Annotated in this window: 26 protein-coding genes; 12 read left to right on the top strand and 14 right to left on the bottom strand. The window is 70.6% G+C overall.

Features of this window, described 5'->3' with window-relative positions:
• Positions 1 to 19: 19 nt before the first annotated feature.
• Positions 20 to 439, top strand: a complete 420-nt coding sequence (locus tag QF037_RS32965) for a transglycosylase SLT domain-containing protein (RefSeq protein ID WP_307031552.1) — start codon at positions 20 to 22, stop codon at positions 437 to 439.
• Positions 440 to 535: 96 nt separating this feature from the next.
• Positions 536 to 1,228 (top strand): YoaK family protein, encoded by a 693-nt coding sequence (locus QF037_RS32960; RefSeq protein ID WP_307031550.1) that lies wholly within the window; start codon positions 536 to 538, stop codon positions 1,226 to 1,228.
• A gap of 28 nt (positions 1,229 to 1,256) precedes the next feature.
• On the opposite strand, the gene QF037_RS32955 is transcribed toward QF037_RS32960, so the two are convergent.
• A complete protein-coding gene (locus tag QF037_RS32955) occupies positions 1,257 to 1,529 on the bottom strand; it encodes a hypothetical protein (RefSeq protein WP_307031549.1) in 273 nt (90 codons plus the stop codon).
• 81 nt (positions 1,530 to 1,610) lie between these two features.
• Between QF037_RS32955 and QF037_RS32950 the strand changes: the two genes are divergently transcribed.
• Both QF037_RS32950 and QF037_RS32945 read left to right on the top strand, forming a co-directional pair.
• Complete coding sequence (locus QF037_RS32950) at positions 1,611 to 2,414, top strand: hypothetical protein (protein WP_307031547.1); 804 nt, start codon at positions 1,611 to 1,613, stop codon at positions 2,412 to 2,414.
• Positions 2,415 to 2,497: 83 nt separating this feature from the next.
• Complete coding sequence (locus tag QF037_RS32945; RefSeq protein WP_307031545.1) at positions 2,498 to 3,211, top strand: Fic family protein; 714 nt, start codon at positions 2,498 to 2,500, stop codon at positions 3,209 to 3,211.
• On the opposite strand, the gene QF037_RS32940 is transcribed toward QF037_RS32945, so the two are convergent.
• The 4 genes from QF037_RS32940 to QF037_RS32925 all read right to left on the bottom strand — a co-directional run bounded on the left by QF037_RS32940 (position 3,117) and on the right by QF037_RS32925 (position 4,973).
• The gene (locus QF037_RS32940; protein WP_307031543.1) at positions 3,117 to 3,587 is read right to left on the bottom strand and encodes a pyridoxamine 5'-phosphate oxidase family protein; all 471 of its coding nucleotides are present in this window, start codon (positions 3,585 to 3,587) and stop codon (positions 3,117 to 3,119) included. The two genes, QF037_RS32945 and QF037_RS32940, sit on opposite strands and share 95 nt — an antisense overlap.
• Positions 3,584 to 4,036: a hypothetical protein gene (locus QF037_RS32935; RefSeq protein WP_307031541.1), complete on the bottom strand. Its 453-nt coding sequence runs from the start codon at positions 4,034 to 4,036 to the stop codon at positions 3,584 to 3,586. The genes QF037_RS32940 and QF037_RS32935 overlap by 4 nt, the downstream gene beginning before the upstream one ends.
• 69 nt (positions 4,037 to 4,105) lie before the next feature.
• The gene (locus QF037_RS32930; protein WP_307031540.1) at positions 4,106 to 4,525 is read right to left on the bottom strand and encodes a hypothetical protein; all 420 of its coding nucleotides are present in this window, start codon (positions 4,523 to 4,525) and stop codon (positions 4,106 to 4,108) included.
• A gap of 16 nt (positions 4,526 to 4,541) precedes the next feature.
• Positions 4,542 to 4,973, bottom strand: coding sequence for an ATP-binding protein (locus QF037_RS32925; RefSeq protein ID WP_307031537.1), 432 nt, complete (start codon positions 4,971 to 4,973; stop codon positions 4,542 to 4,544).
• 74 nt (positions 4,974 to 5,047) lie between these two features.
• On the opposite strand from QF037_RS32925, the gene QF037_RS32920 reads away from it, so the two are divergent.
• Positions 5,048 to 5,878: a helix-turn-helix domain-containing protein gene (locus tag QF037_RS32920; protein WP_307031535.1), complete on the top strand. Its 831-nt coding sequence runs from the start codon at positions 5,048 to 5,050 to the stop codon at positions 5,876 to 5,878.
• Complete coding sequence (locus QF037_RS32915) at positions 5,856 to 6,116, top strand: DUF397 domain-containing protein (protein ID WP_307031533.1); 261 nt, start codon at positions 5,856 to 5,858, stop codon at positions 6,114 to 6,116. The genes QF037_RS32920 and QF037_RS32915 overlap by 23 nt, the downstream gene beginning before the upstream one ends.
• On the opposite strand, the gene QF037_RS32910 is transcribed toward QF037_RS32915, so the two are convergent.
• Together QF037_RS32910 and QF037_RS32905 are read right to left on the bottom strand one after the other, a co-directional pair.
• Positions 6,117 to 6,341 carry a hypothetical protein gene (locus tag QF037_RS32910; RefSeq protein WP_307031531.1) on the bottom strand — a complete coding sequence of 75 codons (225 nt, stop codon included), beginning with the start codon at positions 6,339 to 6,341 and terminating at the stop codon, positions 6,117 to 6,119.
• Between the two features lie 38 nt (positions 6,342 to 6,379).
• Entirely contained in the window at positions 6,380 to 7,549 is a 1,170-nt protein-coding gene (locus QF037_RS32905; RefSeq protein ID WP_266893136.1) for a steroid 3-ketoacyl-CoA thiolase, read from the bottom strand.
• A gap of 222 nt (positions 7,550 to 7,771) precedes the next feature.
• Here QF037_RS32905 and QF037_RS32900 point away from each other — a divergent pair, with 222 nt between their 5' ends.
• Complete coding sequence (locus tag QF037_RS32900; RefSeq protein ID WP_307031528.1) at positions 7,772 to 9,007, top strand: cytochrome P450; 1,236 nt, start codon at positions 7,772 to 7,774, stop codon at positions 9,005 to 9,007.
• 311 nt (positions 9,008 to 9,318) lie between these two features.
• On the opposite strand, the gene QF037_RS32895 is transcribed toward QF037_RS32900, so the two are convergent.
• The gene (locus QF037_RS32895; protein ID WP_307031526.1) at positions 9,319 to 11,346 is read right to left on the bottom strand and encodes a bifunctional glycosyltransferase 87/phosphatase PAP2 family protein; all 2,028 of its coding nucleotides are present in this window, start codon (positions 11,344 to 11,346) and stop codon (positions 9,319 to 9,321) included.
• Between the two features lie 242 nt (positions 11,347 to 11,588).
• Here QF037_RS32895 and QF037_RS32890 point away from each other — a divergent pair, with 242 nt between their 5' ends.
• Together QF037_RS32890 and QF037_RS32885 are read left to right on the top strand one after the other, a co-directional pair.
• A complete protein-coding gene (locus QF037_RS32890; RefSeq protein WP_307031524.1) occupies positions 11,589 to 12,731 on the top strand; it encodes a DUF2330 domain-containing protein in 1,143 nt (380 codons plus the stop codon).
• Positions 12,732 to 12,765: 34 nt separating this feature from the next.
• A complete protein-coding gene (locus QF037_RS32885) occupies positions 12,766 to 13,437 on the top strand; it encodes an O-methyltransferase (protein WP_307031522.1) in 672 nt (223 codons plus the stop codon).
• 22 nt (positions 13,438 to 13,459) lie between these two features.
• Here the strand turns inward: QF037_RS32885 and QF037_RS32880 are convergent, their stop codons facing one another.
• Positions 13,460 to 13,852 carry an FHA domain-containing protein gene (locus QF037_RS32880; RefSeq protein ID WP_046263438.1) on the bottom strand — a complete coding sequence of 131 codons (393 nt, stop codon included), beginning with the start codon at positions 13,850 to 13,852 and terminating at the stop codon, positions 13,460 to 13,462.
• Positions 13,853 to 13,956: 104 nt separating this feature from the next.
• Here QF037_RS32880 and QF037_RS32875 point away from each other — a divergent pair, with 104 nt between their 5' ends.
• Positions 13,957 to 14,382 (top strand): DnaJ family domain-containing protein, encoded by a 426-nt coding sequence (locus QF037_RS32875; RefSeq protein WP_307031520.1) that lies wholly within the window; start codon positions 13,957 to 13,959, stop codon positions 14,380 to 14,382.
• Here QF037_RS32875 and QF037_RS32870 read toward each other — a convergent pair.
• Both QF037_RS32870 and QF037_RS32865 read right to left on the bottom strand, forming a co-directional pair.
• A complete protein-coding gene (locus QF037_RS32870) occupies positions 14,368 to 14,970 on the bottom strand; it encodes a hypothetical protein (protein WP_307031518.1) in 603 nt (200 codons plus the stop codon). The genes QF037_RS32875 and QF037_RS32870 overlap by 15 nt on opposite strands.
• 5 nt (positions 14,971 to 14,975) lie before the next feature.
• Positions 14,976 to 15,686 carry a hypothetical protein gene (locus QF037_RS32865; protein WP_307031515.1) on the bottom strand — a complete coding sequence of 237 codons (711 nt, stop codon included), beginning with the start codon at positions 15,684 to 15,686 and terminating at the stop codon, positions 14,976 to 14,978.
• An 86-nt stretch (positions 15,687 to 15,772) separates the two neighbouring features.
• Here QF037_RS32865 and QF037_RS32860 point away from each other — a divergent pair, with 86 nt between their 5' ends.
• Positions 15,773 to 16,264 (top strand): GNAT family N-acetyltransferase, encoded by a 492-nt coding sequence (locus QF037_RS32860; protein ID WP_373463847.1) that lies wholly within the window; start codon positions 15,773 to 15,775, stop codon positions 16,262 to 16,264.
• 13 nt (positions 16,265 to 16,277) lie between these two features.
• Here the strand turns inward: QF037_RS32860 and QF037_RS32855 are convergent, their stop codons facing one another.
• On the bottom strand, positions 16,278 to 18,359 hold the full coding sequence (locus QF037_RS32855) for an MDR family MFS transporter (RefSeq protein WP_307031512.1): 2,082 nt from the start codon (positions 18,357 to 18,359) through the stop codon (positions 16,278 to 16,280).
• A gap of 160 nt (positions 18,360 to 18,519) precedes the next feature.
• On the opposite strand from QF037_RS32855, the gene QF037_RS32850 reads away from it, so the two are divergent.
• Positions 18,520 to 19,500 carry a peptidoglycan-binding domain-containing protein gene (locus tag QF037_RS32850; RefSeq protein ID WP_307031509.1) on the top strand — a complete coding sequence of 327 codons (981 nt, stop codon included), beginning with the start codon at positions 18,520 to 18,522 and terminating at the stop codon, positions 19,498 to 19,500.
• Positions 19,501 to 20,284: 784 nt separating this feature from the next.
• On the opposite strand, the gene QF037_RS32845 is transcribed toward QF037_RS32850, so the two are convergent.
• A complete protein-coding gene (locus tag QF037_RS32845; protein WP_307031508.1) occupies positions 20,285 to 20,953 on the bottom strand; it encodes an HAD-IA family hydrolase in 669 nt (222 codons plus the stop codon).
• Between the two features lie 163 nt (positions 20,954 to 21,116).
• Positions 21,117 to 21,704, bottom strand: a complete 588-nt coding sequence (locus QF037_RS32840; protein ID WP_307031506.1) for a TMEM165/GDT1 family protein — start codon at positions 21,702 to 21,704, stop codon at positions 21,117 to 21,119.
• Positions 21,705 to 22,021: the final 317 nt, after the last annotated feature.

Raw genomic sequence — 22,021 nt, 5'->3', positions numbered from 1 at the left:
CCCGAAGAAAAGGTTCTCCGTGTCCGTCTCCCGCATCGTTCGCCGCATCGCTTCCCCGAAGAAGGCCATCACCACCGTCGCGATGGCCGCCGCCACCGCCGGTCTGGTGCTGACCGCGGCGCCCGCTCAGGCGGCCACGACCTCCTCGGCCGCCGAGGCCAAGTCCATCGCGCATCAGATGATCCCGAACGCCGCCCAGTACAACGCGTTCAGCAAGATCGTCGAGCACGAGAGCGGCTGGGACGTCGACGCCACCAACGCCTCCTCCGGCGCCTACGGCCTGGTCCAGGCCCTGCCGGGCTCCAAGATGGCCTCCGCCGGCTCCGACTGGAAGACCAGCGCCGAGACCCAGATCGAGTGGGGCCTGAAGTACATGAACGAGCGCTACGGCAGCCCGACCGGCGCCTGGGCGTTCTGGCAGGCCAACGGCTGGTACTGAGCCGGCTGACAGCAGACTGACGTACGAAGGCGGCGGCCCCCTCCGAGGGGGCCGCCGCCTTCGTCGTTCAGGGAGCGCTCATGGTCCACTGGGCCGGTGAGCACAAAGACTGAGGAGCCCACGGAGTCCGCCCCCGAGGACCGCGGACTCCGCCTGGTGCCGGTACTGCTCGCGCTGACCCTGGTCAGCGGTCTGATCGACGCCGTCAGCTATCTCGGCCTCGGGCACGTCTTCACCGCGAACATGACCGGCAACGTGGTGGTGCTGGGCTTCGCCGCGGCCGGCGCTCCCGGCTTCTCGGTACCGCACACCGTGACCTCGCTCGCCTCGTTCCTGGCGGGCGCGGTGGTGGGCGGCCGGACCGCCGTACGTCTCGGCCGTGGCTCCCGCCGCAGGTGGGCCCGGCTCACCCTCGCCGCGGAGGCGGCCCTGCTGGCCGCGTCCGCGGTGGTCGCCTTCGTCGCGCCCGACGACACGGCCACCGTCTACACCCTCATCGCGGTCACGGCCTTCGCGATGGGGCTGCGCAACGCCACGGTCCGCCGACTCGGCGTCCCCGACATCACGACCACCGTCCTCACCATGACCCTGACCGGCCTCGCCGCCGACTCCCGCGCGGGCGGCGGACCGGGGACACGCTCTCCCCGCCGTTCGGCCGCGGTCGTCGCGATGGTGGTGGGCGCCGCACTCGGGGCGTGGCTGGTGCTCCACCACGGACTGGGCATCCCGCTGCTGGTCACGGCCGTACTGGTGGGGGTACTGGCGGTGGTGGCGTCAGGGCGGGAGTAGAAAGGGGCCGTCGCGTTCGGGGACCGGCTCAGCGCCACCGCGGCGGAATGTTCGCCAGCTGCCGCAGCAGGTCCCAGCCCTCGCTCTTGCGCTTGCGCTCCGCCGACGGACTGCGCCACGGGGCGCCCTGCCCCACCCAGTAGCCGCGGTAGCCCCGCACACCCAGGACACCGTTGTCCCCGACGTCGGACTCGTTGCCGCAGCACGAGCAGATCTCCGCCGTGGGCCAGCCGTCCTCCCAGAACACCTCGTAGCCGTCATGGCCACAGACCCGGCAGACGGTCTCCGTCTCGTTCTCCATGCGAAGACCCTATGCGGGAGCCCATATCCGGGCGACGATATTTGGTTGAGGCGGAACCCCGGGTGACAGAGCATTCGTACGGTGTCCCGCGAACTCCTCCCTTACGACCTCACCTGGCCCGACGTCGACCCCCGGCGCCACCCCTTCGACAGCGGCGACGCACTCGATGCCGTCCGCACCCTGGGCGCCGCGAGCCGGACCCCCGTCCGCCCGGCCAGGAAGCCCACGTCCCATCCGGACGAGGCCTCCGCGGAGTACGCCAGGCTCTGCCACTGGTCCAACACCGAAGGCGCGGACTGGGCGAAAGCCATGACCGAGGATCTCGTCGCGCGCTACGGCCGCTGGAGCACCGGCTGGCGCTGGGCCGTCGACGAGGGCGACCTCGGCGGCGGGCCGGTCGGCGCCTGGTGCTGCACCCTGCACTCGATCACCACCCCCGAGGAGACCCTGGAACGGGTCGCCGCCTCGCTGTGCGAGTGGCGGGACTGGCTGGAGTACCTGGACCGTCGCTTCGACGCCCATCCCCTGGCCGGCCTCTCCGCCGAGGACCGCCGGGACGCCTGGGAGCGCGCCACCCACCACCTGATCATCCAGGTCCTGGACCGCACCGGCTCCGGAGACGCCTGGTACGGCCACTGCCGTCAGGTCCTGACCTGGTTCCTCACCCGCTGGGAGGTGCCCCCGGACACCGCCGACACCCTGGTCGAGGAGGCGATCGGCGGCCGCTTCGAGAGCTGGACCGCACCGGAGGGGAAGCTGGTGACCGACGTGGCGCAGCAACTCGCCGGCGCACTGGAGCCGGGCACCGAGCCCCCGGCCGACGTCGAGACGTACCGGTACACGTCCGCCCACCTCCAGACGTACCTCGACGAACGCCTGACGTAGCCGAACAGCCGCCGTAGCGAAACAGCCGCCGTAGCGAAACAGCCGCCGAAGCCGAACGAACGCCGTGGACGGATGACCGCCGTATGAGCACCCCCGCCCCCGACCACCTCCGCACCTGGCTCACCCTCCGCGCCACCATCCCCTGGCACCGAGCCCGCACGGCCCCCCACCCCGTCACCCCCACCCGGGACGGCGCCGCCCACGACATCCGCACCCACGACCACGCCCGCTCCCCCCAGCGCGCCGAACGCCTCCTCGCCGCCCTCACCCGGGCCCGCGCCGACGCGGCCTCCGCGGCACCCCTGGATTTCGCCCTGCTCGCCGGCTGGCAGCGCCACGTCCTGGGCACCCCCGAGCCCCCGCCCTTCCGCGGCGACCCTGCCCACGCCAAGTCCGGCCGTGAGCGCTACGGCACCGGACCGGACCTCCCCGCCCTCCTCGACGCATGCCTCGCCGAAACCCAGGACCGGGCCGACGGTCCGGTACTCCCCCCCACCGCCCGGGCCGCCCGCGCCTACCTCGACGTCTGCTTCTTCCACCCATTCGACGACGGGAACGCCCGCTCCGCGTTCCTCACCCTGACCTTCGTCCTGGCCCGGGCCGGCGTCTCCCTGGACCAGGTCGGCCCCGTACGCCGGATCCGCCGCCGCGCCGACGACCCCGAGGGCGCCCTCGCACTCGCCGACCTGCTCGCCGTCCTCATCACGGCCGCAGCGGGTCGACGGACACCCGGTGATCCGGCTTGCCGTCCTTCGCCAGCATCGAGTGACCGTCGGCCACCGCGCGGTACAGCCTGATCCCGGAGCCGCCCCGCACGTCGTCGAGGGTCCAGACCCGCCCCCCGTGCTCCACGGAACGCCGGGAGAAGACCTCCAGCGCATGCTCGGCCGCCGCCTCGTCCACGACCTCCTCGGCCGCACCGGCCATGTACACCGCCTGCCCGGTACTGATCGGCACCGACGAGTCGAAGACCGAGATCCCCACCTGGGGCCGTACCGCGATGTTCCGTGAATGCGTGACCTCCGGCGAGGACACCCAGAAGAACTCCCGGTACCTCTCGTGCGCGAAGTAGACGGGCGAACCCCACGGCCGCCCGTCCGCGTCGGCGGTGGCCAGCACCATGTACCGGTTCCCGTCGACGATCCCCCGCGCGATCTCACCGCGCCCCGTCACCGAGTCCTCCGGTAGACGAGCCCGAAGTCCCGTTCCCACGGCTCCGATTCACCCTTGGCCAGCTCCCAGGCACCCCGGATGACATCGCCTTCCACCCGCCCGAAGAACCGCTGCCGGAAGGACAGCGCCGAGAAGTCCGGCGTCTCGCGCAGCAGCCGCCACTCCTCGCCGTCGAAGCTCATTGCGTACGTCCGTACGACACCGCGCGTGTCGAAGTAGTGGTACGTGTACGCCCCCGACTCCGGATCGACGGCGATGATCGCCATACTGTCCGGCGCCCCCTCGACCGGGATCTCGGTCCGCTGCACCAGAAACCGCCCGTCCAGATCCCACGCGAACACACACCGCGCGGGCGGCCCGTCCGCCCCGGGAAGATCGGCCTCCACCGCCCACTCCCCGACCAGCACCCCCAGCCGCTCCAACGCTTCCTGCCCCGCCGATCCGCCCATCGCGGACACCTCCTCGTCGCCTCTGACGACAGTGATGACCGCGGCGGCGGAGGAAACTCATCGGCCGGGTCAGTCCGAGGTTGCGGATCGGTCGTCGTTCTCGATCCGACCGCGCGCGAGGTCGCGCACCTCGCTCCAGTCGTCCGCCAGGAGCCTCTCCAGCACGGATCGTGGAGTCCGCCGGTGGCGGGCGACCTGCAATCTGACGGACTCGTGCGAATCGGCTGCCAAGCCCTCCAGGATGTCGGGAGTCAGTTTGCGCTTCATGGACACCGTGTGTCGCACAGCGGAGTCGGGGTCGCTCGCCAGCACGCGCAGGATCTCCAGCGGAACCGTCTTGTTGTGCGCCACCCAGACCCGAGCATCCGGGTAGCGCTCGATGACCTCCGTCCACACCTCCAGGGAGGCCGACTCCACGCTCGCCCGTCTCTGCTCATCAAGGTCATCGCTGTAGCGCAGAGCGATGAACTCCTCCGCCGACCGGATCACTCCCCCACCCCGTCCTTCAGCACACAGTCGCGGACGCCCCGCATTCGAACCACACGACCTTGCCACCCCCGGGCACCCCCGTCACACCCCATTTATCCACGATCGCCTCCAGGAGCAGCAGCCCACGCCCCCCTTCCGCGTCCGGCGACAACTCACCTCGCGGTACCGGCCGTTGAGCACACCCGTCCGCCACCTCCACCCGTACCCCGGCCACCTGACGCAGCACCACCACCTCACACCGCCGGCCCGGGACATGCCGTACGACATTGGCGACCAGCTCCGTCACCCCGAGCTCCACGGCGTCGGTCAGCCCGGCCAGTTCCCAGTCGGTGAGCAGCGAGCGGACGATACGGCGGATGTACCGGACCGAGTGTTCGCCCACGGTGAGGCGCATGCGGTACTGGGTGGAGAGGGGACCCAGGAGGATGGGGGGAAAGTATGCGTTCACGGTACGAGCCTGAACTGGCGCAACTACGCTGGGCTACAGGCCGAACACAACCAGCTCTGTAGTGGGGGCAGTTCGTGACGCACATCAACGTCCTCGACCCGGGGGCCTCGCCGCTCGATTACTACGGCTTCGAGTTGCGGCGGCTACGGGAGGCGGCTGGGCTGACGCAGAAGCAGCTCGGGGACATCGTCAACTACACCGCGTCACTGGTGGGGCAGATCGAGACGGCGAGGAAGGTTCCGACACCGGAGTTCAGCGAGCGGGTGGATGTGGCGCTGGGGACGGACGGTCTACTGTCCCGGCTGGTCGACTTGGTGCTGCGGAGCCAACTCCCGGCCTGGTTCCAGCAGGTGGCCGAACTTCAAGCACGGGCCATCGAGATCTACTCCTTCGAGACGCACATGATCCACGGACTCCTTCAGACCAAGGGCTACGCCCGTGCCGTGCTCAGCGCGTTGGACGCCACCAACCTCGACGACCGCACCGCCGTACGGCTCGCACGTCGGCGTATCTTCGAGAAGGAGAAGCCGCCCGTCTTCTGGGCGGTGCTGAGCGAGTCCGCGCTGTACCAGAACATGGGCGGCCCGGACACCATGCGGAACCAACTGGCCCACCTGTTGGCCTTCGAGGCCAACCCCCGGATCAACATCCAAATCCTGCCGTTCACAGCCGGAGCTCACGCAGGCATGCAAGGCTCGTTCGACGTCTACCGTTTCGCCAGCGACCCGAACATCGTCTACACCGAGGGCTACAACAGCGCGCATCCGACCGCGAATCCGGACACGGTCAATGACTGCACACTCCGTTACGATCATCTGCAGGCTGCCGCACTCTCCCTCAAAGAGTCGGTGGCAATGATCCGGCGTGTGATGGAGGAACGCTATGGAGATCAGCAACTGGCGTAAGTCCAGCTACAGCGGTGACCAGGGCGGCAACTGCATTGAATGCGCGCCGCGCGGCCAACTCGCCTGGCGCAAGTCCACGCACAGCAGCGATCAGGGCGGCAACTGCGTAGAGATCGCCGAAGCACCCCCCACCATCGCCATCCGCGACTCAAAGAACCCGGCGGGACCGATCCTCACCATCGCCCCCGCCGCCTTCCACCACTTCGTCTCCTGGAGCGGCGCTACACCTGCGGTGTGACTACACCGCCGCCTTCGCCGCCTGGTGCGCTCTCCACTCCTTGCGGAAGAGATACGCACGCAGGACGGCGATCGCCAGGAACAGCAGCCCGAAGCCGCCCCTGCCCAAGCCCCCTACCTGGACGAACCAGTAGAAGCACGCGCCGGCCATGGTGAGGCAGATGCCGATGACCAGCGGTTCGCGGAGGTAGAAGGGCAGGACGCGGAGGATGAGGTTGAGAAACATCGGGCAAGTTGATCAGGCCACGTCAACCTCTGTCGAGCTTATATCCGCTGGATGATCGTGCCGGTGGCGAGGCCACCCCCCGCACACATCGTCACCAGCGCGAACTCCTTGTCCACACGCTCCAGTTCATGAAGTGCGGTGGCGATGAGCCGGGCCCCGGTCGCCCCCACCGGGTGCCCGAGCGCGATCGCGCCGCCGTTCACGTTCACCTTCTCCAGGTCCTGCTCGAAGACCTGCGCCCAGCTCAACACCACGGACGCGAAGGCCTCGTTGATCTCGACGAGGTCGATGTCCTTGAGGGACATCCCGGCCTTCCCGAGCACCGCCTTGGTCGCGTCGATCGGTCCGTCGAGGTGGAAGTGCGGGTCGGCGCCGACCAGCGCCTGGGCGACGATCCGGGCGCGCGGACGCAGCTTCAGTGCCCGCGCCATCCGCTTCGAGGCCCACATGATCGCCGCCGCGCCGTCGCTGATCTGGGACGAGTTGCCCGCCGTATGGATGGCGGTGGGCATGACGGACTTCAGGCCCGCCAGCGCCTCCATGGAGGTGTCGCGCAGCCCCTCGTCCCGGTCCACCAGCCGCCACATGCCCTGCCCGGCGTGCTGCTCGTCCTCCGTCGTCGGCACCTGAACGGCGAACGTCTCGCGCTTGAAGCGTTCCTCGCTCCAGGCGACAGCGGCCCGCTCCTGCGAGATGAGGCCCAGCGAGTCGACGTTCTCCCTCGTCAGCCCCCGGTGGCGGGCGATCCGTTCCGCCGCCTCGAACTGGTTGGGGAGGTCGACGTTCCACTCGTCGGGGAACGGCTTGCCCGGTCCGTGCTTGGACCCGGACCCGAGCGGCACCCGTGACATCGCCTCGACGCCGCAGGAGATGCCGACGTCGATGACGCCCGCCGCGATCAGGTTCGCCGTCATGTGCGAGGCCTGCTGCGAGGAGCCGCACTGACAGTCGACGGTCGTCGCCGCCGTCTCGTACGGCAGGCCCATCGTCAGCCAGGCCGTGCGCGCGGGGTTCATGGACTGCTCGCCGGCGTGGGTCACCGTGCCGCCGACGATCTGCTCGACGCAGTCGGCGGGGATGCCGGTGCGGCCGAGAAGCTCACGGTAGGTCTCGCCCAACAGGTAGGCGGGGTGGAGGTTGGCGAGCGCGCCGCCGCGCCTGCCGATGGGGGTGCGTACGGCTTCGACGATCACGGGTTCCGCGGCCATGGGGAGTTCCTCTCCTCCTCAAGAGCGCGGCGCGGGGGCGTCCCGGCCCGGCCCGCCACGCGGAACTAGTACGTGTTCTAGTTCCACAGGCAGTCTGCTGACACCAAGTCCATCCCCGCAAGAGTCGTGCACGCCTCTTGCTACTTCTAGAACCGGTTACTACGTTCACGACACGAACTGATGGACCGTCAGAAGACTGCCGGAACACGGCTGGAGCTGCCCATGACCTGTCCAGCGCTCCCCGACGGGTTCGACCTCACCGACCCCGACATGCTGCAACAGCGCGTACCACTACCGGAGTTCGCCGAGCTGCGCCGGACGGAACCGGTCCACTGGATCGCCCAGTCGGACAATGTCGCCGGTTTCCAGGACGAGGGCTACTGGGCCGTCACCCGCCACGAGGACGTCAAGTTCGTCTCCACGCACCCCGAGCTCTTCTCGTCCATGCTCAACACGGCGATCATCCGCTTCAACGAGCACATCGAGCGCGACGCCATCGACGCCCAGCGGCTCATCATCCTCAACATGGACCCGCCGGAGCACACCCGTGTCCGCCAGATCGTCCAGCGCGGCTTCACCCCGCGCTCGATCCGGGCCCTGGAGGACACCCTGCGCGCCCGGGCCCAGGGCATCGTCCAGAACGCCCTCGCCCAGGAGGGCTCCTTCGACTTCGTCACCCAGGTCGCCTGCGAACTCCCCCTCCAGGCCATCGCCGAGCTCATCGGCATCCCGCAGGAGGACCGTCTCAAGATCTTCGAGTGGTCGAACCGGATGATCTCGTACGACGATCCCGAGTACGCCATCACCGAGGAGGTCGGCCAGGAGGCGGCGATGGAGGTCATCGCCTACGCCATGAACATGGCCGCCGACCGCAAGAAGTGCCCGGCGAAGGACATCGTGACCACGCTGGTGGCGGCGGAGAACGAAGGCAACCTGGGCTCGGACGAGTTCGGCATGTTCGTCCTCGCGCTCGCCGTCGCGGGCAACGAGACCACCCGCAACGCGATCAGCCACGGCATGCACGCCTTCCTGACCCACCCCGACCAGTGGGAACTGTTCAAGCGCGAGCGCCCGGCGACGACCGCGGAGGAGATCGTCCGCTGGGCGACCCCGGTGGTCAGCTTCCAGCGCACGGCCACGCAGGACACGGAGCTCGGCGGCAAGAAGATCAAGCAGGGCGACCGGGTCGGCATCTTCTACTCCTCGGCCAACCACGACCCGGACGTCTTCGAGAACCCGGACACCTTCGACATCACCCGCGACCCCAACCCCCACCTCGGCTTCGGAGGCGGCGGCCCGCACTTCTGCCTCGGCAAGTCCCTGGCCGTCATGGAGATCAACCTGATCTTCAACGCCATAGCCGACGCCATGCCCGGCCTCCATCTGACCGGCGACCCCCGCCGGCTGCGCTCCGCGTGGATCAACGGCGTGAAGGAACTCCAGGTGAGCGTGGGCTGACCGCACCCACCCCTACTCGGGCCGACGGCTTCCCGGCGCCGTCGGCCCGTCCCCAGACCCGGGGGAGGCAGCGAGCACCCCCATCCCTACGCCTCGCTCCTGCCTCTCCCGAGGCCCGCAACGGCTTCCGTCCGCTCGGGGCCGCCGCGCCGCCATGTGCCGTACGACGCGCTCCGCGAAAAGGAGACCGACTGTCATCCCACCGCGGGACGAGCGCGCCCGACGGGCATCTTCCGCCCGGCCACGCACCGCCGGCGGATCGGCGCCGCGGCGGGCACTATTCCTTCCGGCGCACGGGACCGAGCCCCGACTCAGCCCGGCGCGCCCTCCTTCACCAGCTCCGGGTCTCTGCCCGCCTTGGCAGGCAGCGCGGCCGTACGGGCCCGCGGCCCCTGGAACAGACAGGCCAGCCCGAAGCCGCCGCCCACGACCAGCGCGCCGCCCGCCGCGTCCAGGACCCAGTGGTTGCCCGTCGCCACGATCGCCGTCACCGTGAACAGGGGGTGCAGCAGGCCCAAGGCCTTGAGCCACCACTTCGGGGCGACGATCGCGATGACCAGACCGCACCACAGCGACCAGCCGAAGTGCAGGGACGGCATCGCGGCGTACTGGTTCGTCAGCGCGGTCAGGGTGCCGTAGTCCGGCTTGGAGAAGTCCTGGACCCCGTGGACCGTGTCGATGATGCCCAGCGACGGCATGAGCCGGGGCGGGGCCAACGGGTAGAGCCAGAAGCCGACCAGGGCCAGCAGGGTCGCGACGCTCAGTGACGCGCGGGCCCAGCGGTAGTCCACCGGGCGCCGCCAGTACAGGACCGCCAGCACCGACAGCGGCACCACGAAGTGGAGGGACGTGTAGTAGAAGTCGAAGAAGTCGTGCAGCCAGGCGATGTTGACCACCGCGTGGTTGGCCCAGTGCTCGATGTCGAGGTGCAGCCGGCGCTCCAGATCGAGGATCTGCTGGCCGTGTGCCTCCGCCCGCGCCCGGCCCTCCGAGTTGCTGCCGCCCGTCGCCGCCAGCCGCACCTTCTGGTAGGCCGCGTACGTCACCCGGATCAGCAGGAGTTCGAGGAGCAGGTTCGGGCGGGTCAGCACCCGCTTCAGGAACGGCAGCAGCGGCACCCGCCTGAAGCGGGTCGGGACCGGCTCGGCGTACTCCGCGGGGATCGCGATCTGGTAGTACGGCGAGGTGCGGGACAGGAACGGGATCATCGTCGCCGCCGCGAGGGCCGCCAGCAGCACGATGTTGTCGCGCAAGGGGTACAGCGACGACATGTCCGGCAGCATCATCTTCGTCGGCAGCGTCATCACCAGCACCACCGCCACGGGCCACACATACCGGTCCGACGCCCGCTTCCCGACCCGCCCGACCACCGCGAGCAGTACCCACAGCAGCTGGTGCTGCCAGGTCGTCGGCGAGATCAGGATGGCCGCGCAGCCCGTGATCGCGACCGCGAGCAGCAACTGCCCGTCGTGGGCGTAGCGCACCGCCCGGCGCAGCCCCAGCACCGCCACCGCCGTGCCCAGCACGAGGAACAGCGCGATCTCCGGCGGCCCGGACAGGCCCGCCCGCAGCAGCGCGCCGTGCAGCGACTGGTTGGCGAGACCGTCCGCCGCGCCGCCGAGCCCCGTGCCGGCCACGTGGTGGACCCAGTAGGTGTACGAGTCGTGCGGCATCGCCAGCCACGCGAGCGCCGTGCACGCGGCGAACGTCACGCCGGCCGACAGCCCGGCCGGGCGCCGGCCCGTGAACCACAGCAGCGGCGCGAACAGCAGCACCGTCGGCTGGAGCGCGGCGGCCACGCCGATCAGCACGCCGCCCGCTCGTTGTCCGCGGACGACGAAGCAGCCCAGCAACACCAGGAGCACCGGCATGATGCTCGTCTGGCCGAGGTACAGCGTGTTGCGGACCGGCAACGACAGCATCAGCAGGCTGATCGCGACCGGCGCGGCCAGCAGCGACGTACGTCTGTTCACCGGATGAGGAAGCGCCCGCGCGGCGACGAGGCCGAGCGCGACGACCAGGAGCAGCGTGCCGAAGGTCCAGCCCCAGCCGAGAGCCTGCTCGGCGGCACGTGTCAACGGCTTCAGAACAAGTCCCCCGAAAGGGGTACCGGTGAACAGGGTCGAGTCGTACAGCGAACCCTTCACATGCAGGACGCCGTCCGGGCCGACCCAGGTCTCCAGATCGGTCAGCCGCTCCCCGTCGGGGGTGCTCAGGACGACGGCCACCTGCCGGACGGCGAGTATCGCGGCGATCAGCCACAGTCCCAGGCGGGCCACGCGCACGCGTGCCCGTACCGTCTCGGCGTCCGTCGCTCCGCTGTGTTCCGCATTCGCCACGCCTCGTAGGCCTCCCGCCCCGTTTTCCCACGCATTGGATGCTTGAGGGCTGCTTTGGGAACCTTAGTCAGGGATCGCGTCGCTCCCGGCGCTTTTGTCCGAATGACGATAGTCCGCGGCCGGTCGCTCCGCCTCGCCGGGCGCGACGTCGATCACTTACGGCGCCGGACGGAACGGAACCGTATGCTCCCGCCGTATTACCGTCTGAAGCCGTCGACGGTACGGCGGAGGGGTCTGGGGAAATGGTCGGTTTCCTACGGGGGCGGGCGCGTCGGCGCGTGCTCTCGGTCGTTCTGGCGTTACTCGCCACCCAGCTCGGCTCGCTCGTCGCCCCCGCCTACGCGTGCGGCTGCGGCGCCCTGATCCCGGACACCGCCCGGCGGGTCGGCGTGTCGCGCGAGGTGTCCGTCGTGCGCTGGGACGGCACCCAGGAACAGATCGTGATGCGGCTGACGGTGAACGGCGACAGCGACCGGGCCGCCTGGGTCATGCCGGTGCCCCGCCGGGCGACCGTCAAGCTCGGCGATCCGGCCCTCTTCGACGAACTGGACGCGGCCACCGCGCCGGTGCACCGCACGCGCCACCACTTCTGGCCCCAGGACGGCGACTGGCCGCTCGTCTCCGGCGGCGGCGGCCCCGACACCGGCGCACCACCGCCGGGCGCCGGAGTCGGCGCCGAGCCACCCGTGAGCGTGGTCGGCCGCCAGAAACTCGGCCCCTTCGACGTGGCCCGGTTGACCGCGACCGACCCGGACGCACTGGGCGACTGGCTGGACACCAACGGCTTCGCCCTCCCGCCCCGCCTCAGCACCGCGCTCGAGCCCTACGTCCAGGACCGCTGGGAGTACGTGGCGGTGCGACTGGCCCCCGAGACCTCCGGCACCGCCCTGAGCGGCGCCCTGGACCCGCTCCACCTCACCTTCTCCGCCGACAGGCCGGTCTACCCGATGCGGCTGTCCCGCCTCGCGCGGACCCCGCAGTCGCTGGGCCTGTACGTCCTGGCCCCGCACCGCATGGAGCCCGCCTCCGAGATCGGCGGGGAGCGGCCCCGGGTCACCTTCGCCGGCCGGGTGAGCGCGAAGTCCGGCCCGCTCGCCGAGCTGGCGCGGGGCACACCGTTCCTGACCGCCGTGGGCCAGGAGTTCCCCACCCCGGCTCTGATCGACGGCGACCACGTGCTGCGCCGGACGGCGTCCGACACCACGTTCCAGCAGGTGATCTACGAGGACCGGCTGCGGACGGTGGCCGGGGTCCCGGCATGGCTGCTGACGGTCGTCGGCGGTCTCGCGCTGCTCGTCACGGCCGCGGTCCTGCTCGCCGTACGGCGCTCCCGGCGCCCGGTGATACCGCCCAAGCCGCTGCAACCACCCCCACCGGTCAACTAGCCACCCGAACAGCCACCCGAAAGGCACAGGTCGCATGAGCGAGTCGAAGATCTGGGACGACGTCGACGACTACTTCACCACCCACCTCACACCCGACGACGAAGTGCTGGCCGCGGCCCTGCGTGACAGCGAGGCGGCCGCACTCCCGCAGATCGCCGTCGCCGCCCCGCAGGGCAAGCTCCTCCAGCTGTTCGCCCAGATCCAGGGCGCCCGGAACATCCTGGAGATCGGCACCCTCGGCGGCTACAGCACCATCTGGCTGGCCCGTGCGCTGCCCGCAGACGGCCGGCTGGTCTCGCTGGAGTACAGCCCCCGGCACGCCGAGGTCGCGACCCGCAACATCGCGCGGGCCGGCCTCGACAAACTCGTCGAGATCCGGGTCGGTCCGGCCCTGGAGTCGCTGTCCCGGCTGGCCGACGAGGCCCCGGCCCCCTTCGACCTCGTCTTCATCGACGCCGACAAGGACAACAACCCGCACTACCTGGAGTGGGCCCTGAAGCTGACCCGTCCGGGCAGCCTGATCATCGTCGACAACGTCGTACGCGGGGGCCGCGTCGCGGACTCCGGCAGCACCGACCCGGACGTCACCGGGACCCGGGCCGCGATCGAACTGATCGGCTCCCACCCGAAGTTGAGCGGCACCGCGATCCAGACGGTGGGCAGCAAGGGCTACGACGGCTTCGCGCTGGCGCGGGTGCTGCCGTAGCCCGCTGCGGGCCCGTGAAAGATCAAGCCTCGTGGTAGAAACCCACGTTGACGGTACGGGGGGCGGTGCGGTCCCGGATGACGATCTCGCCGTTGCCGCCCCTGGGCAGCGGGATGGTCCCGCCGTAGACGAGCGGCTGCGCGTACTGGCCGACCACCAGGTGCACCTCGGAGGACGGTTCGGGCTGTGAGCCCTGCAGCCAGGTGACCTGCCAGCCGCCCTCGGGACCGCACAGGAACTCCAGATGGACCCGGGAGACGAACAGCCAGTCGTCGGGCGTCGAGAGGCGGCACACGGACTTGTCGCGGCCGACTCGCAGCACGGCGCCCGGATCACTGGGCGCGTCGGCCATCTGCATGCCGGCCGTGGCACCCTCCTCCGCCGCGGATACGGCGGCCATGGTGAGTTCGAGCACGTGCGCTCCCTTGTGCAGTTGCTGAAATGTCCCTGTGCAAGTGTGCTTGCACAGCGGCCGCATGATAAATCGCCCGGCCATTCCGCGTCCGGCACAATGGACTCATGACCGAGCGAAAGCCACCCGGCGTCCCGTTCGAGTCCTGGGTCGACAAGCAGATCCAAGACGCGCAGGGCCGCGGCGACTTCGACCGTCTCCCCGGCGTGGGCGAGCCCCTGCCCGCCGATCTCGACACCCCGTACGACGAACTCTGGTGGATCAGGCGCAAGATGGCCCGCGAGGGTCTCGCCGTGCTGCCGCCCGCGCTGGCCCTGCGCAAGGAGGCCGAGGACACCCTCGCCGCCGCGTTCGCGGCACCCTCCGAGCGGATCGTCCGGAAACTGATCACGGACGTCAACGTCAAGATCCGCGAGATGATGTTCAGGCCGCCGCCCGGCCCCCCGCTCGGAAAAAAGCCGTACGACGTCGAGGACGTCGTACGGCAGTGGCGGGAACGCCGCGCGGCGGCGGGTAGGTCAGAGGTGCAGTAGCCGGTCCGCCAGCTCCCGGTAGTCGCGCAGGGCGAGGCGGAGCTGCTCGGTGTCGCCGGCGTTCCCGTGCTTGTCCTCGCCGTCCTGCCAGGACGTGCGCAGGGTGCGGCGGCGGTTGGTCAGGGCGTCCGTGACGCGGGAGGCCAGCTCCTCCATCACGTGGTCGGCCTCCTCGACGGCGTTCCGGGGCCCGTCGACGAACCCGGCGACCGCGTGCTGGAGCTGCAGCGAGAGCTTGTCGCTCTCATCGTGCGGAAGCAGCCGACCGCGCTGCGAACCCTCGCCCTTGGCCGTCGCGGCCGTGTCGTGGCCCTTGGTCGCCGCCTCGTGCCCGGCGGGACCGGCGACGAGGGGCGAGCGTGAGCCGTCGCCCGTGTCGGTCCGCTCGGCACCGGAGGTGGTGTCGCGCGTGTCGTGGCCCGCCACGAGAGGGGCGCTCTCCTGGCCCTGGGGGCCCTTGGAGCGGTCGCCCTGGGGGAGGTTCGACTGGCCGCCCGTCCCATAGGCACGCCCTGCCGGGCCCTCGCCCGTCGTCTTCTCGCCGCGCCGTGCGCCGTCGGCGCCCTGGCCGGTCGTCGCGTCCGTCATGTCACTCAACTCCCCTTCGCGTGACGCCGGGTGGATACCCACGGCAGATGGCCGCGGCTCTCGGTGCGGGCGGGTCGGTTCCCGCCGTCGGATGCCTCGTGCTCGGGTGTGTTCTCCACGCGCTCGGCCGTCCGGGACGAGTCCCCGTGCCGGCCGTTGTGGCCCACCAGGTCCTCGAACAGGGACCGGGCCTCGACCATGGCCTCGCGCATCTCCTCGGTGCCCGCCCGGGCGCCGTCCTGTGTCTCGTCCCCGCGCAGATGGGCGGCTTGGTGCACACGCCGGTAGCCCTGCACATGGTCCGCGTGGTGCACGGACAGTGCGGCGAGCTGCTCCTCGTACTGCCCGCCGTCCGGGAACCCCTTGGCCCCGGCGAGGTCGGCGAGCAGCCGGTCCGCCTCGGCCACGGCCTCCCGCGGCGAGTCGACGAAGCGCTCCTGGGCCGCCGTCCAGCGGGCCTCGTACTGCTGGCGCTGCGCCGGCTCCAGCGGCCGCTCGCGCAGCGAACCATGCCGCTCGACACGGGCGGCGAGCTCCCGCTCGGCAGCCTCTGGGTCGCCGTCGTGCTGGGCCAGGGCACGGTCGTACTCGGGCCCGAAGCGCCGCTTCAGACTCCGGCCGCGCTGCGGCCCCCGAGCACGCCGGGCAAGAACGGCCGCCACGGCAATGACGGCCACAACGATCACGATCAGAGCGATGATCAGGCCAGTTGACATGGCTACCGGGTAGCCCCGAAGTGGCTCCCCAAACCGCCGGTTATTCGCTTGCGGTCGCCAGGGCGCACCTCCCGAGAATGGGCCGCATGACTTCCTGGACCGTGGCCCCCGAGCCCTACGACTCCCCCGTCGCCGCCGCACTGTGGCGGGCGTACTACACGGAGGTCAGCGACCGCTACTACCTCCTGCACCAGGGGCGGCGCACCGAGCCGGAGGAGCTGGAGCGGGAGGTCACCGGCGCGGACTGGTCCGCACTCACCCCGCCGAAAGGGCGGCTGCTGGTGGCCCGGTACGGCGGCGAGCCCGCCGGCACCGCGGGCGTGCGCCTCCTGGACGCGGACACCGCCGAGCTGAAGCGGGTGTACGTCCGCGAGGAGCTGCGCGGCAAGGGCGGCGGCCCGGTCCTCGTCCGCGCCGCCGAGGACACCGCCCGCGAACTGGGCGCCGCCCGCATGATCCTCGACACCCGCGACGACCTCACCGAGGCACGTGCGCTGTACACGCGCCTCGGCTACGAGGAGACCGGGCCGCACAACGACGACCCGTACGCGGAGCACTGGTTCGCCAAGAAGCTGTAGGTCGCGGAGGCGGTCATTCGCGGCGTGCCGTCGAGCCGTTGTGGGGCTGTTCGCGGTCCGAGCCGCAGAGTTCGCTGGTGAGGTCCTTCACGAGGCGCTCCAGGTCCGTCGGGCGGTCCGGGCCCCACCAGTCGCCGAGGAGCTCCGCCAGGGACTCCTCGCGGGCCCGGGCGAGGCGGTCGGCGACCTCGTGGCCGCCGTCGGTGAGGACGAGGTCGATGCCGTCGCGCCGGGCCAGGCGCCGCTCCTCGACCTGGCGGGCGGCGTCCACGATGACGTGCAGCGGAACGGAGCTGCGTGCGGCGAGGAGGGCCGGCTCCACCCAGCCGTGCCTCTTGATCCGCAGCAGCAGCCAGCTCGCGCCCGGCAGCAGGTCGTACCCCGCCCGTTCGGTGATCGTCCGGTAGATCTCCCGCCGCCCCTCCCGCGTACCCAGCACCGACAGCGCCCGGCACACCTCGTCGTACGACGAACGCTCTACCGGATTGCTGGCGAGCGTCTCGGTGAGGTCCGGCGCCGTGACCGAGCCGCGCAGCCGGTCCTCCTTGAGGAACCAGGCCAGCACGAAGCCGACGAGCGCGACCGGCGCGGCGTACAGGAAGACGTCGGTGATGGACGAGGCGTACGCGTGCACCGCGGGCGGCTGGAGCGCGCCCGGCAGCTCCGTGATGCCACGAGGGTCGGACTCCAGCCCGTCCACCGAGGCGCCCGGCGGGAGTTCGGCGCCGCGGAAGGCGGCGGTGAGTTTGTCGCCGAGGCGGTTCGCGAAGACCGTGCCGAAGATGGCGACGCCGAAGGAGGCTCCGATGGACCGGAAGAAGGTCGCGCCGGAGGTGGCGACGCCCAGATCCTCGTACGAGACCGCGTTCTGCACGATGAGGACCAGCACCTGCATCACCAGGCCCAGGCCCAGACCGAACACGAAGAAGTACGTGCTCATCTCCCAGGCCGAGCTGTTCTCGTCCAGCCGGTGGAGCAGGAGCAGACCGATGGTCGTGACCCCCGTGCCCACGACCGGGAACACCTTCCACCGTCCGGTACGGCTGACGATCTGCCCGGACGCGGTCGACGACAGCAGCAGTCCGGCCACCATCGGCAGCATGTGCACACCGGACATGGTCGGGCTGACGCCCTGCACCACCTGGAGGAACGTCGGCAGGTACGTCATCGCGCCGAACATCGCGAAGCCCACGATGAAGCTGATGACCGCAGAGAGCGTGAACGTGCGGATACGGAAGAGCTTGAGCGGCAGGACGGGTTCGGCCGCCTTGCGTTCCACGGCGACGAAGGCCACGGTGAGCACGACGCCGAGCACCGCCAGGCCGATGATCTGCGGCGAGCCCCAGCCCCAGGTGGTGCCGCCGAGGGACGCCACCAGGACCAGACAGGTCGCGACGGAGGCGATCAGGAACGTGCCGAGGTAGTCGATGACGTGCCGTGTCGCCTTGCTCGGGATGCGGAGCACGGTGGCGATGACGGCGAGGGCGACGACGCCCACGGGGATGTTGATGTAGAAGACCCAGCGCCAGCTGAGGTGCTCGGTGAACAGTCCGCCGAGGAGCGGGCCGAGGACGCTGGTCGCCCCGAAGACCGCGCCGAACAGTCCCTGGTACCGCCCGCGTTCGCGCGGCGAGACGAGGTCGCCGACGATCGCCATCGACAGCACCATGAGCCCGCCGCCGCCGAGTCCCTGGAGCGCCCGGAACGCGATCAGCTGCGGCATGTTCTGCGCCATGCCGCACAGCGCCGACCCGATCAGGAAGATCACGATCGCGGTCTGGAACAGCTTCTTCCGGCCGTACTGGTCGCCGAGCTTGCCCCACAGCGGGGTCGCGGCGGTCGAGGCGAGCAGATACGCGGTGACCACCCAGGACAGGTGCTCCAGGCCGCCGAGGTCGCTGACGATGGTGGGCAGCGCGGTGGAGACGATGGTCTGGTCCAGGGCGGCGAGCAGCATGCCGAGGAGCAGGGCGCCGATCGACACGAGGACGTTGCCGGACACGTGGGGGTCCTGCGTCTGGCCGGGTGTTCCGTCCCCGGCTGGGTTTCGTGGGTCTCGCACATCACCCGTCATACCGTCCGCATCCGCGGCCATGAAGACCTCCCGAAGGTCTCGTTACCTCTCCATCGTGGTTGGTGTGACCGTTTATGGCCTGTTGAGTCCTGGTGGAAGCCGGTATTCCGGGGGCTTATGGGACGGGAGTGTGGAGGGAGTCTGCATAATCTCTGGAGTTCGCGAGGGGAGGGACGAACACATGGCGGAATCGCATGGCCATCTGTGCCCGGAGTGCGGGGCACCCAGAGGGACCGACAACACGCCGTCGTGCGGGTGCACGCAACGGGCGTCCGACGCCCTGCGCGACGCGCGTACGGCGGAGGCGGCCGCGGCGGAGGATTTTGATCCGTTGCGCATACGTCCCTACGTGGAGCTGGAGGGGGAGGCGTCGGCCGGGTCAGCGACCGAAGCGGCGGCCGGAGCGGCGACCGGGGCGGCCGACATGACGATGCCGTTGCGTGCGGTGCCGGGCCCGGTGCCCAGCACCAGGGACCTGAGCCTGTTCGAGGGAGCGGGACGGGAAGCCGAGGGCGCCGACCTCCCCGGCTTGGACGACTTCGACGACTTCGACGACGAACCGCGCCGACGCCCCCGCCGCACGGTCCTGCTGGGCGCGGCCGGCGGGCTCGTCGCGGTGATCGCGGCGGCCGGGCTGGCGAGCGGGCTGTTCTCGTACGACACGCCCACCCGCAACGGAGCGCTGCCGCAGGAGGTACGGGCGAGCGTCCCGGACGCGTCACCGACAACGGAAGCGGCGTCCCAGTCCCCCACCACGACGGCACCCCGCCCCACCGCGGTACCCCCACCGCCGTCCGCCTCCACCACCCCGTCGCCATCCCCGACCCCGACCCCGACAACCGCCTCCCCGACCCCGTCCCGCTCAACGACCTCCCCGCCAACCTCCCCCGCCACCTCGCCCACAGCCGACGACGCCTCCGACGCCCGCGAAAGCACACCCCCCGTGCTACGCCGCGGCTCCGAGGGCGACGAGGTCCTCGAACTGGAACGCCGCCTCACCCAACTGGGCCTCTACACCCGCAAGGCGAGCGGCCACTACAACGAGGGCGTCGAGGACGCGGTGAGCCGGTACCAGTGGGCACGGGGAATCCAGACGGCCGAGCCCGGGGTGTACGACCTGACGACGCGGGAGCGACTGGAATCGGAGACACAGGAGCCGTGAACGCCTGACGGCAAGTGGGCGGATGCCGTCGGGGGTGTCCATCCTCGGTCGGGCGGTGCTGTGCGGGGAACCGTGAACGCCTGACGGCGAGTGGGCGGATGCCTGCGGCGGCCCGTGGCGGCTTCGGTGGGGGTTCGCGTTGCGCACTACTCGTCGTTGGGGGTCGGTGCCGCACCGGGGGGTGTCCGTCCTCGGTCGGGCGGTGCTGTGGGCTGGGGATGTGCTCTTGGTCGGTCGCCCGACGCTGCGGGCGGACACCCCCCGGTACGTCCCCTTCTCGCCGTTGCGCAAGCGCGGGCCCGTCCCGCCTGGGGACGGTGCGCCAGTGCGCCGCTGCGGGTGCGTCCCGCCTGGGGACAGTGCGGCGGTGCGGGTGCGTCCCCGCCTGGGGACAGTGCGCATGCGTGGGTGGTGCCCCGCTGGGGGGCCCAGGAGCGGCTCTACGGTGGCGGCCGGTCCGGCGTCCGAGGACGAGGCCTTGCCAGACCGGTCCGGCGTCCGGGGACGAGGCACTGCCGTCCCGATCCCCCACCCACCCGCAGGCTGCTGCGCCTCTCGATGCCGGTCCGTGTCTTTCAGCCCGCCCGGAGAGGGCTCCGCCTCTCGATGCCGGTCCCGCTATTTCAGCCCGTCCGGCGTTTGAGGACGAGGCCCTTCGGGCCGATGGGGGTCCAGGGGGCGGAGCCCCTTGGGGGGCGGGGTCGAAGGGGCGGCAGCCCCTGGAGGATGGGACGGGTAGGGGCGGCGGGGGCGAAAACAGCCGAGGGCAGCCCCACGCACCGGCCTAGCTGACGTACAGCCGTATCGCCCCGTCCGCCGTGGGCGACACACGGACCCGGGTCAGGTCGCGGACGACGACGTCCGGATCGTAGAAGTCGGCCCGCGAGCCGACGCCGACCACCCGCATCCCCGCGGCGCGCCCCGCCGCGATCCCCGCCCCGGAGTCCTCGAAGACGACGCAGTCCTCCGGCGCCAGCCCCAGTTCCGCGGCCCCCTTCAGAAAGCCCTCCGGATCCGGCTTGCTCGCGCCGACGGACTCGGCGGTGATCCGGATGTCCGGCAGCGGCAGACCGGCCGCGGCCATCCGCGCCGTGGAGAGGGCGACATCCGCCGAGGTCACCAGCGCATGCGGCACCCCCCGAAGGGACGCCAGAAACTCCGACGCCCCCGGTACCTCGACCACGCCCTCCATGTCCGCCGTCTCCTCGGCGAGCATCAACGCGTTGTCCGCGTGGTTCTGCTCCATCGGCCGATCCGGCAGCAGCAACGCCATCGACGCGTACCCCTGCCGTCCGTGGACGACCTTCATGACCTCGTCGCCGTCCAGCCCGTGCCACGACGCCCACCGCCGCCAGCAGCGCTCGACGACGACATCGGAGTTCACAAGGGTGCCGTCCATGTCGAGCAGGAGGGCGCGGGCGGTCAGCACGGTGGGCACGGCGGTGGCCGTCATCGGCAGCTCCAAGGCGCGGGGACCGGGGGTGACCCGGAGGGACAAGGCGGCCCCCACCCGCCGGTCAGGGAGAACGAGCGGGGAGCCACTTTGTTTTCCTACGGTACAAAACATGGCCCGCTTTGCGCCAGCGCATGCCGGGACTGTTCACCGGCCGTTCAGTTCACGCGGTGGCCGCCTCCCACAGGCTCCACAGCCCGAGCCCCAGCATCAGCAGCGCCGCCACCTTCGTGATCAACCGCAACGGCACCCGCTTCATCAGCGCCTTTCCACCGACGATGCCGAGCCCGGCCACCGCCCAGAGCGCGAGCACCGCGCCGAGACCGACGGAGAGCGGATCGTCGTAGCGGGCGGCCAGATTCGCCGTCATGATCTGCGTGAGGTCGCCGAACTCCGCGACCAGGATGAGCATGAAGCCTGCGCCCGCGACCTTCCAGAAGGACTGGTTCTCCGGGCGCCGGATCTCCGCGTCACCATCGGCCCCGCCCTTCGTCATCAGCAGCACCGCGGCACCGCCCAGGAAGAGGACACCCGTCAGGGCGTGTACGAGCTGCTGCGGCAAGAGCGTGAGTACGCTGCCCGCCGCCACGGCCAGCGCCACATGGAGGGCGAAGGCCGCCGCCACACCCGCGAAGACGTACGACGCGCGATAGCGGGTGCCCAGGACCAGACCCGCCAGCGCGGTCTTGTCCGGCAGCTCTGCGAGGAAGACGACGCCGAAGACGACGGCCGTCACGGTGAAGCTGATCAAGGTTCCTCAATCGGTCGGGGCTGCCCCACCGAGAGTGTTACCGCGAAAAACGACACCTCGGCACGGCAGCACACAGTCAGTGCACTACTGGCCGAAGGTCTCGCCGGCCGGTCACGGATGACCTGCCTCCGGGCGCCGGCTCAGACGAGCTGAGCAGTATGTCGACGGTCCGGCGAAGAGCTACTCCCCTTCAACTCCGTCAATCATACGAGATCGTTTCGCCGTAAACCTTGTCGTGTCATGTACGCGTCACTAACTTCTAACCCAACGCACACCTCCCCGCAACGCGGAGCCGCGAGAGTTCTCCTCGCTCGCGC

This window comes from Streptomyces canus (assembly GCF_030815415.1).
In the GTDB taxonomy this organism is placed as follows: domain Bacteria; phylum Actinomycetota; class Actinomycetes; order Streptomycetales; family Streptomycetaceae; genus Streptomyces; species Streptomyces canus_F.
The sequence above is the reverse complement of the archived record's forward strand: the minus strand, read 5'-3'. Positions and strand labels throughout refer to the sequence as shown.

Coding starts and splice junctions, on each gene's coding strand:
- QF037_RS32850 (WP_307031509.1), top strand. CDS start 18,520: ATGGCGGAATCGCATGGCCATCTGTGCCCGGAGTGCGGGGCACCCAGA.
- QF037_RS32910 (WP_307031531.1), bottom strand. CDS start 6,341: ATGTTTCTCAACCTCATCCTCCGCGTCCTGCCCTTCTACCTCCGCGAA.
- QF037_RS32870 (WP_307031518.1), bottom strand. CDS start 14,970: ATGACGGACGCGACGACCGGCCAGGGCGCCGACGGCGCACGGCGCGGC.
- QF037_RS32905 (WP_266893136.1), bottom strand. CDS start 7,549: ATGGCCGCGGAACCCGTGATCGTCGAAGCCGTACGCACCCCCATCGGC.
- QF037_RS32860 (WP_373463847.1), top strand. CDS start 15,773: ATGACTTCCTGGACCGTGGCCCCCGAGCCCTACGACTCCCCCGTCGCC.
- QF037_RS32955 (WP_307031549.1), bottom strand. CDS start 1,529: ATGGAGAACGAGACGGAGACCGTCTGCCGGGTCTGTGGCCATGACGGC.
- QF037_RS32935 (WP_307031541.1), bottom strand. CDS start 4,036: ATGGGCGGATCGGCGGGGCAGGAAGCGTTGGAGCGGCTGGGGGTGCTG.
- QF037_RS32890 (WP_307031524.1), top strand. CDS start 11,589: ATGGTCGGTTTCCTACGGGGGCGGGCGCGTCGGCGCGTGCTCTCGGTC.
- QF037_RS32875 (WP_307031520.1), top strand. CDS start 13,957: ATGACCGAGCGAAAGCCACCCGGCGTCCCGTTCGAGTCCTGGGTCGAC.
- QF037_RS32855 (WP_307031512.1), bottom strand. CDS start 18,359: ATGGCCGCGGATGCGGACGGTATGACGGGTGATGTGCGAGACCCACGA.
- QF037_RS32900 (WP_307031528.1), top strand. CDS start 7,772: ATGACCTGTCCAGCGCTCCCCGACGGGTTCGACCTCACCGACCCCGAC.
- QF037_RS32945 (WP_307031545.1), top strand. CDS start 2,498: ATGAGCACCCCCGCCCCCGACCACCTCCGCACCTGGCTCACCCTCCGC.
- QF037_RS32885 (WP_307031522.1), top strand. CDS start 12,766: ATGAGCGAGTCGAAGATCTGGGACGACGTCGACGACTACTTCACCACC.
- QF037_RS32865 (WP_307031515.1), bottom strand. CDS start 15,686: ATGTCAACTGGCCTGATCATCGCTCTGATCGTGATCGTTGTGGCCGTC.
- QF037_RS32845 (WP_307031508.1), bottom strand. CDS start 20,953: ATGACGGCCACCGCCGTGCCCACCGTGCTGACCGCCCGCGCCCTCCTG.
- QF037_RS32915 (WP_307031533.1), top strand. CDS start 5,856: ATGGAGATCAGCAACTGGCGTAAGTCCAGCTACAGCGGTGACCAGGGC.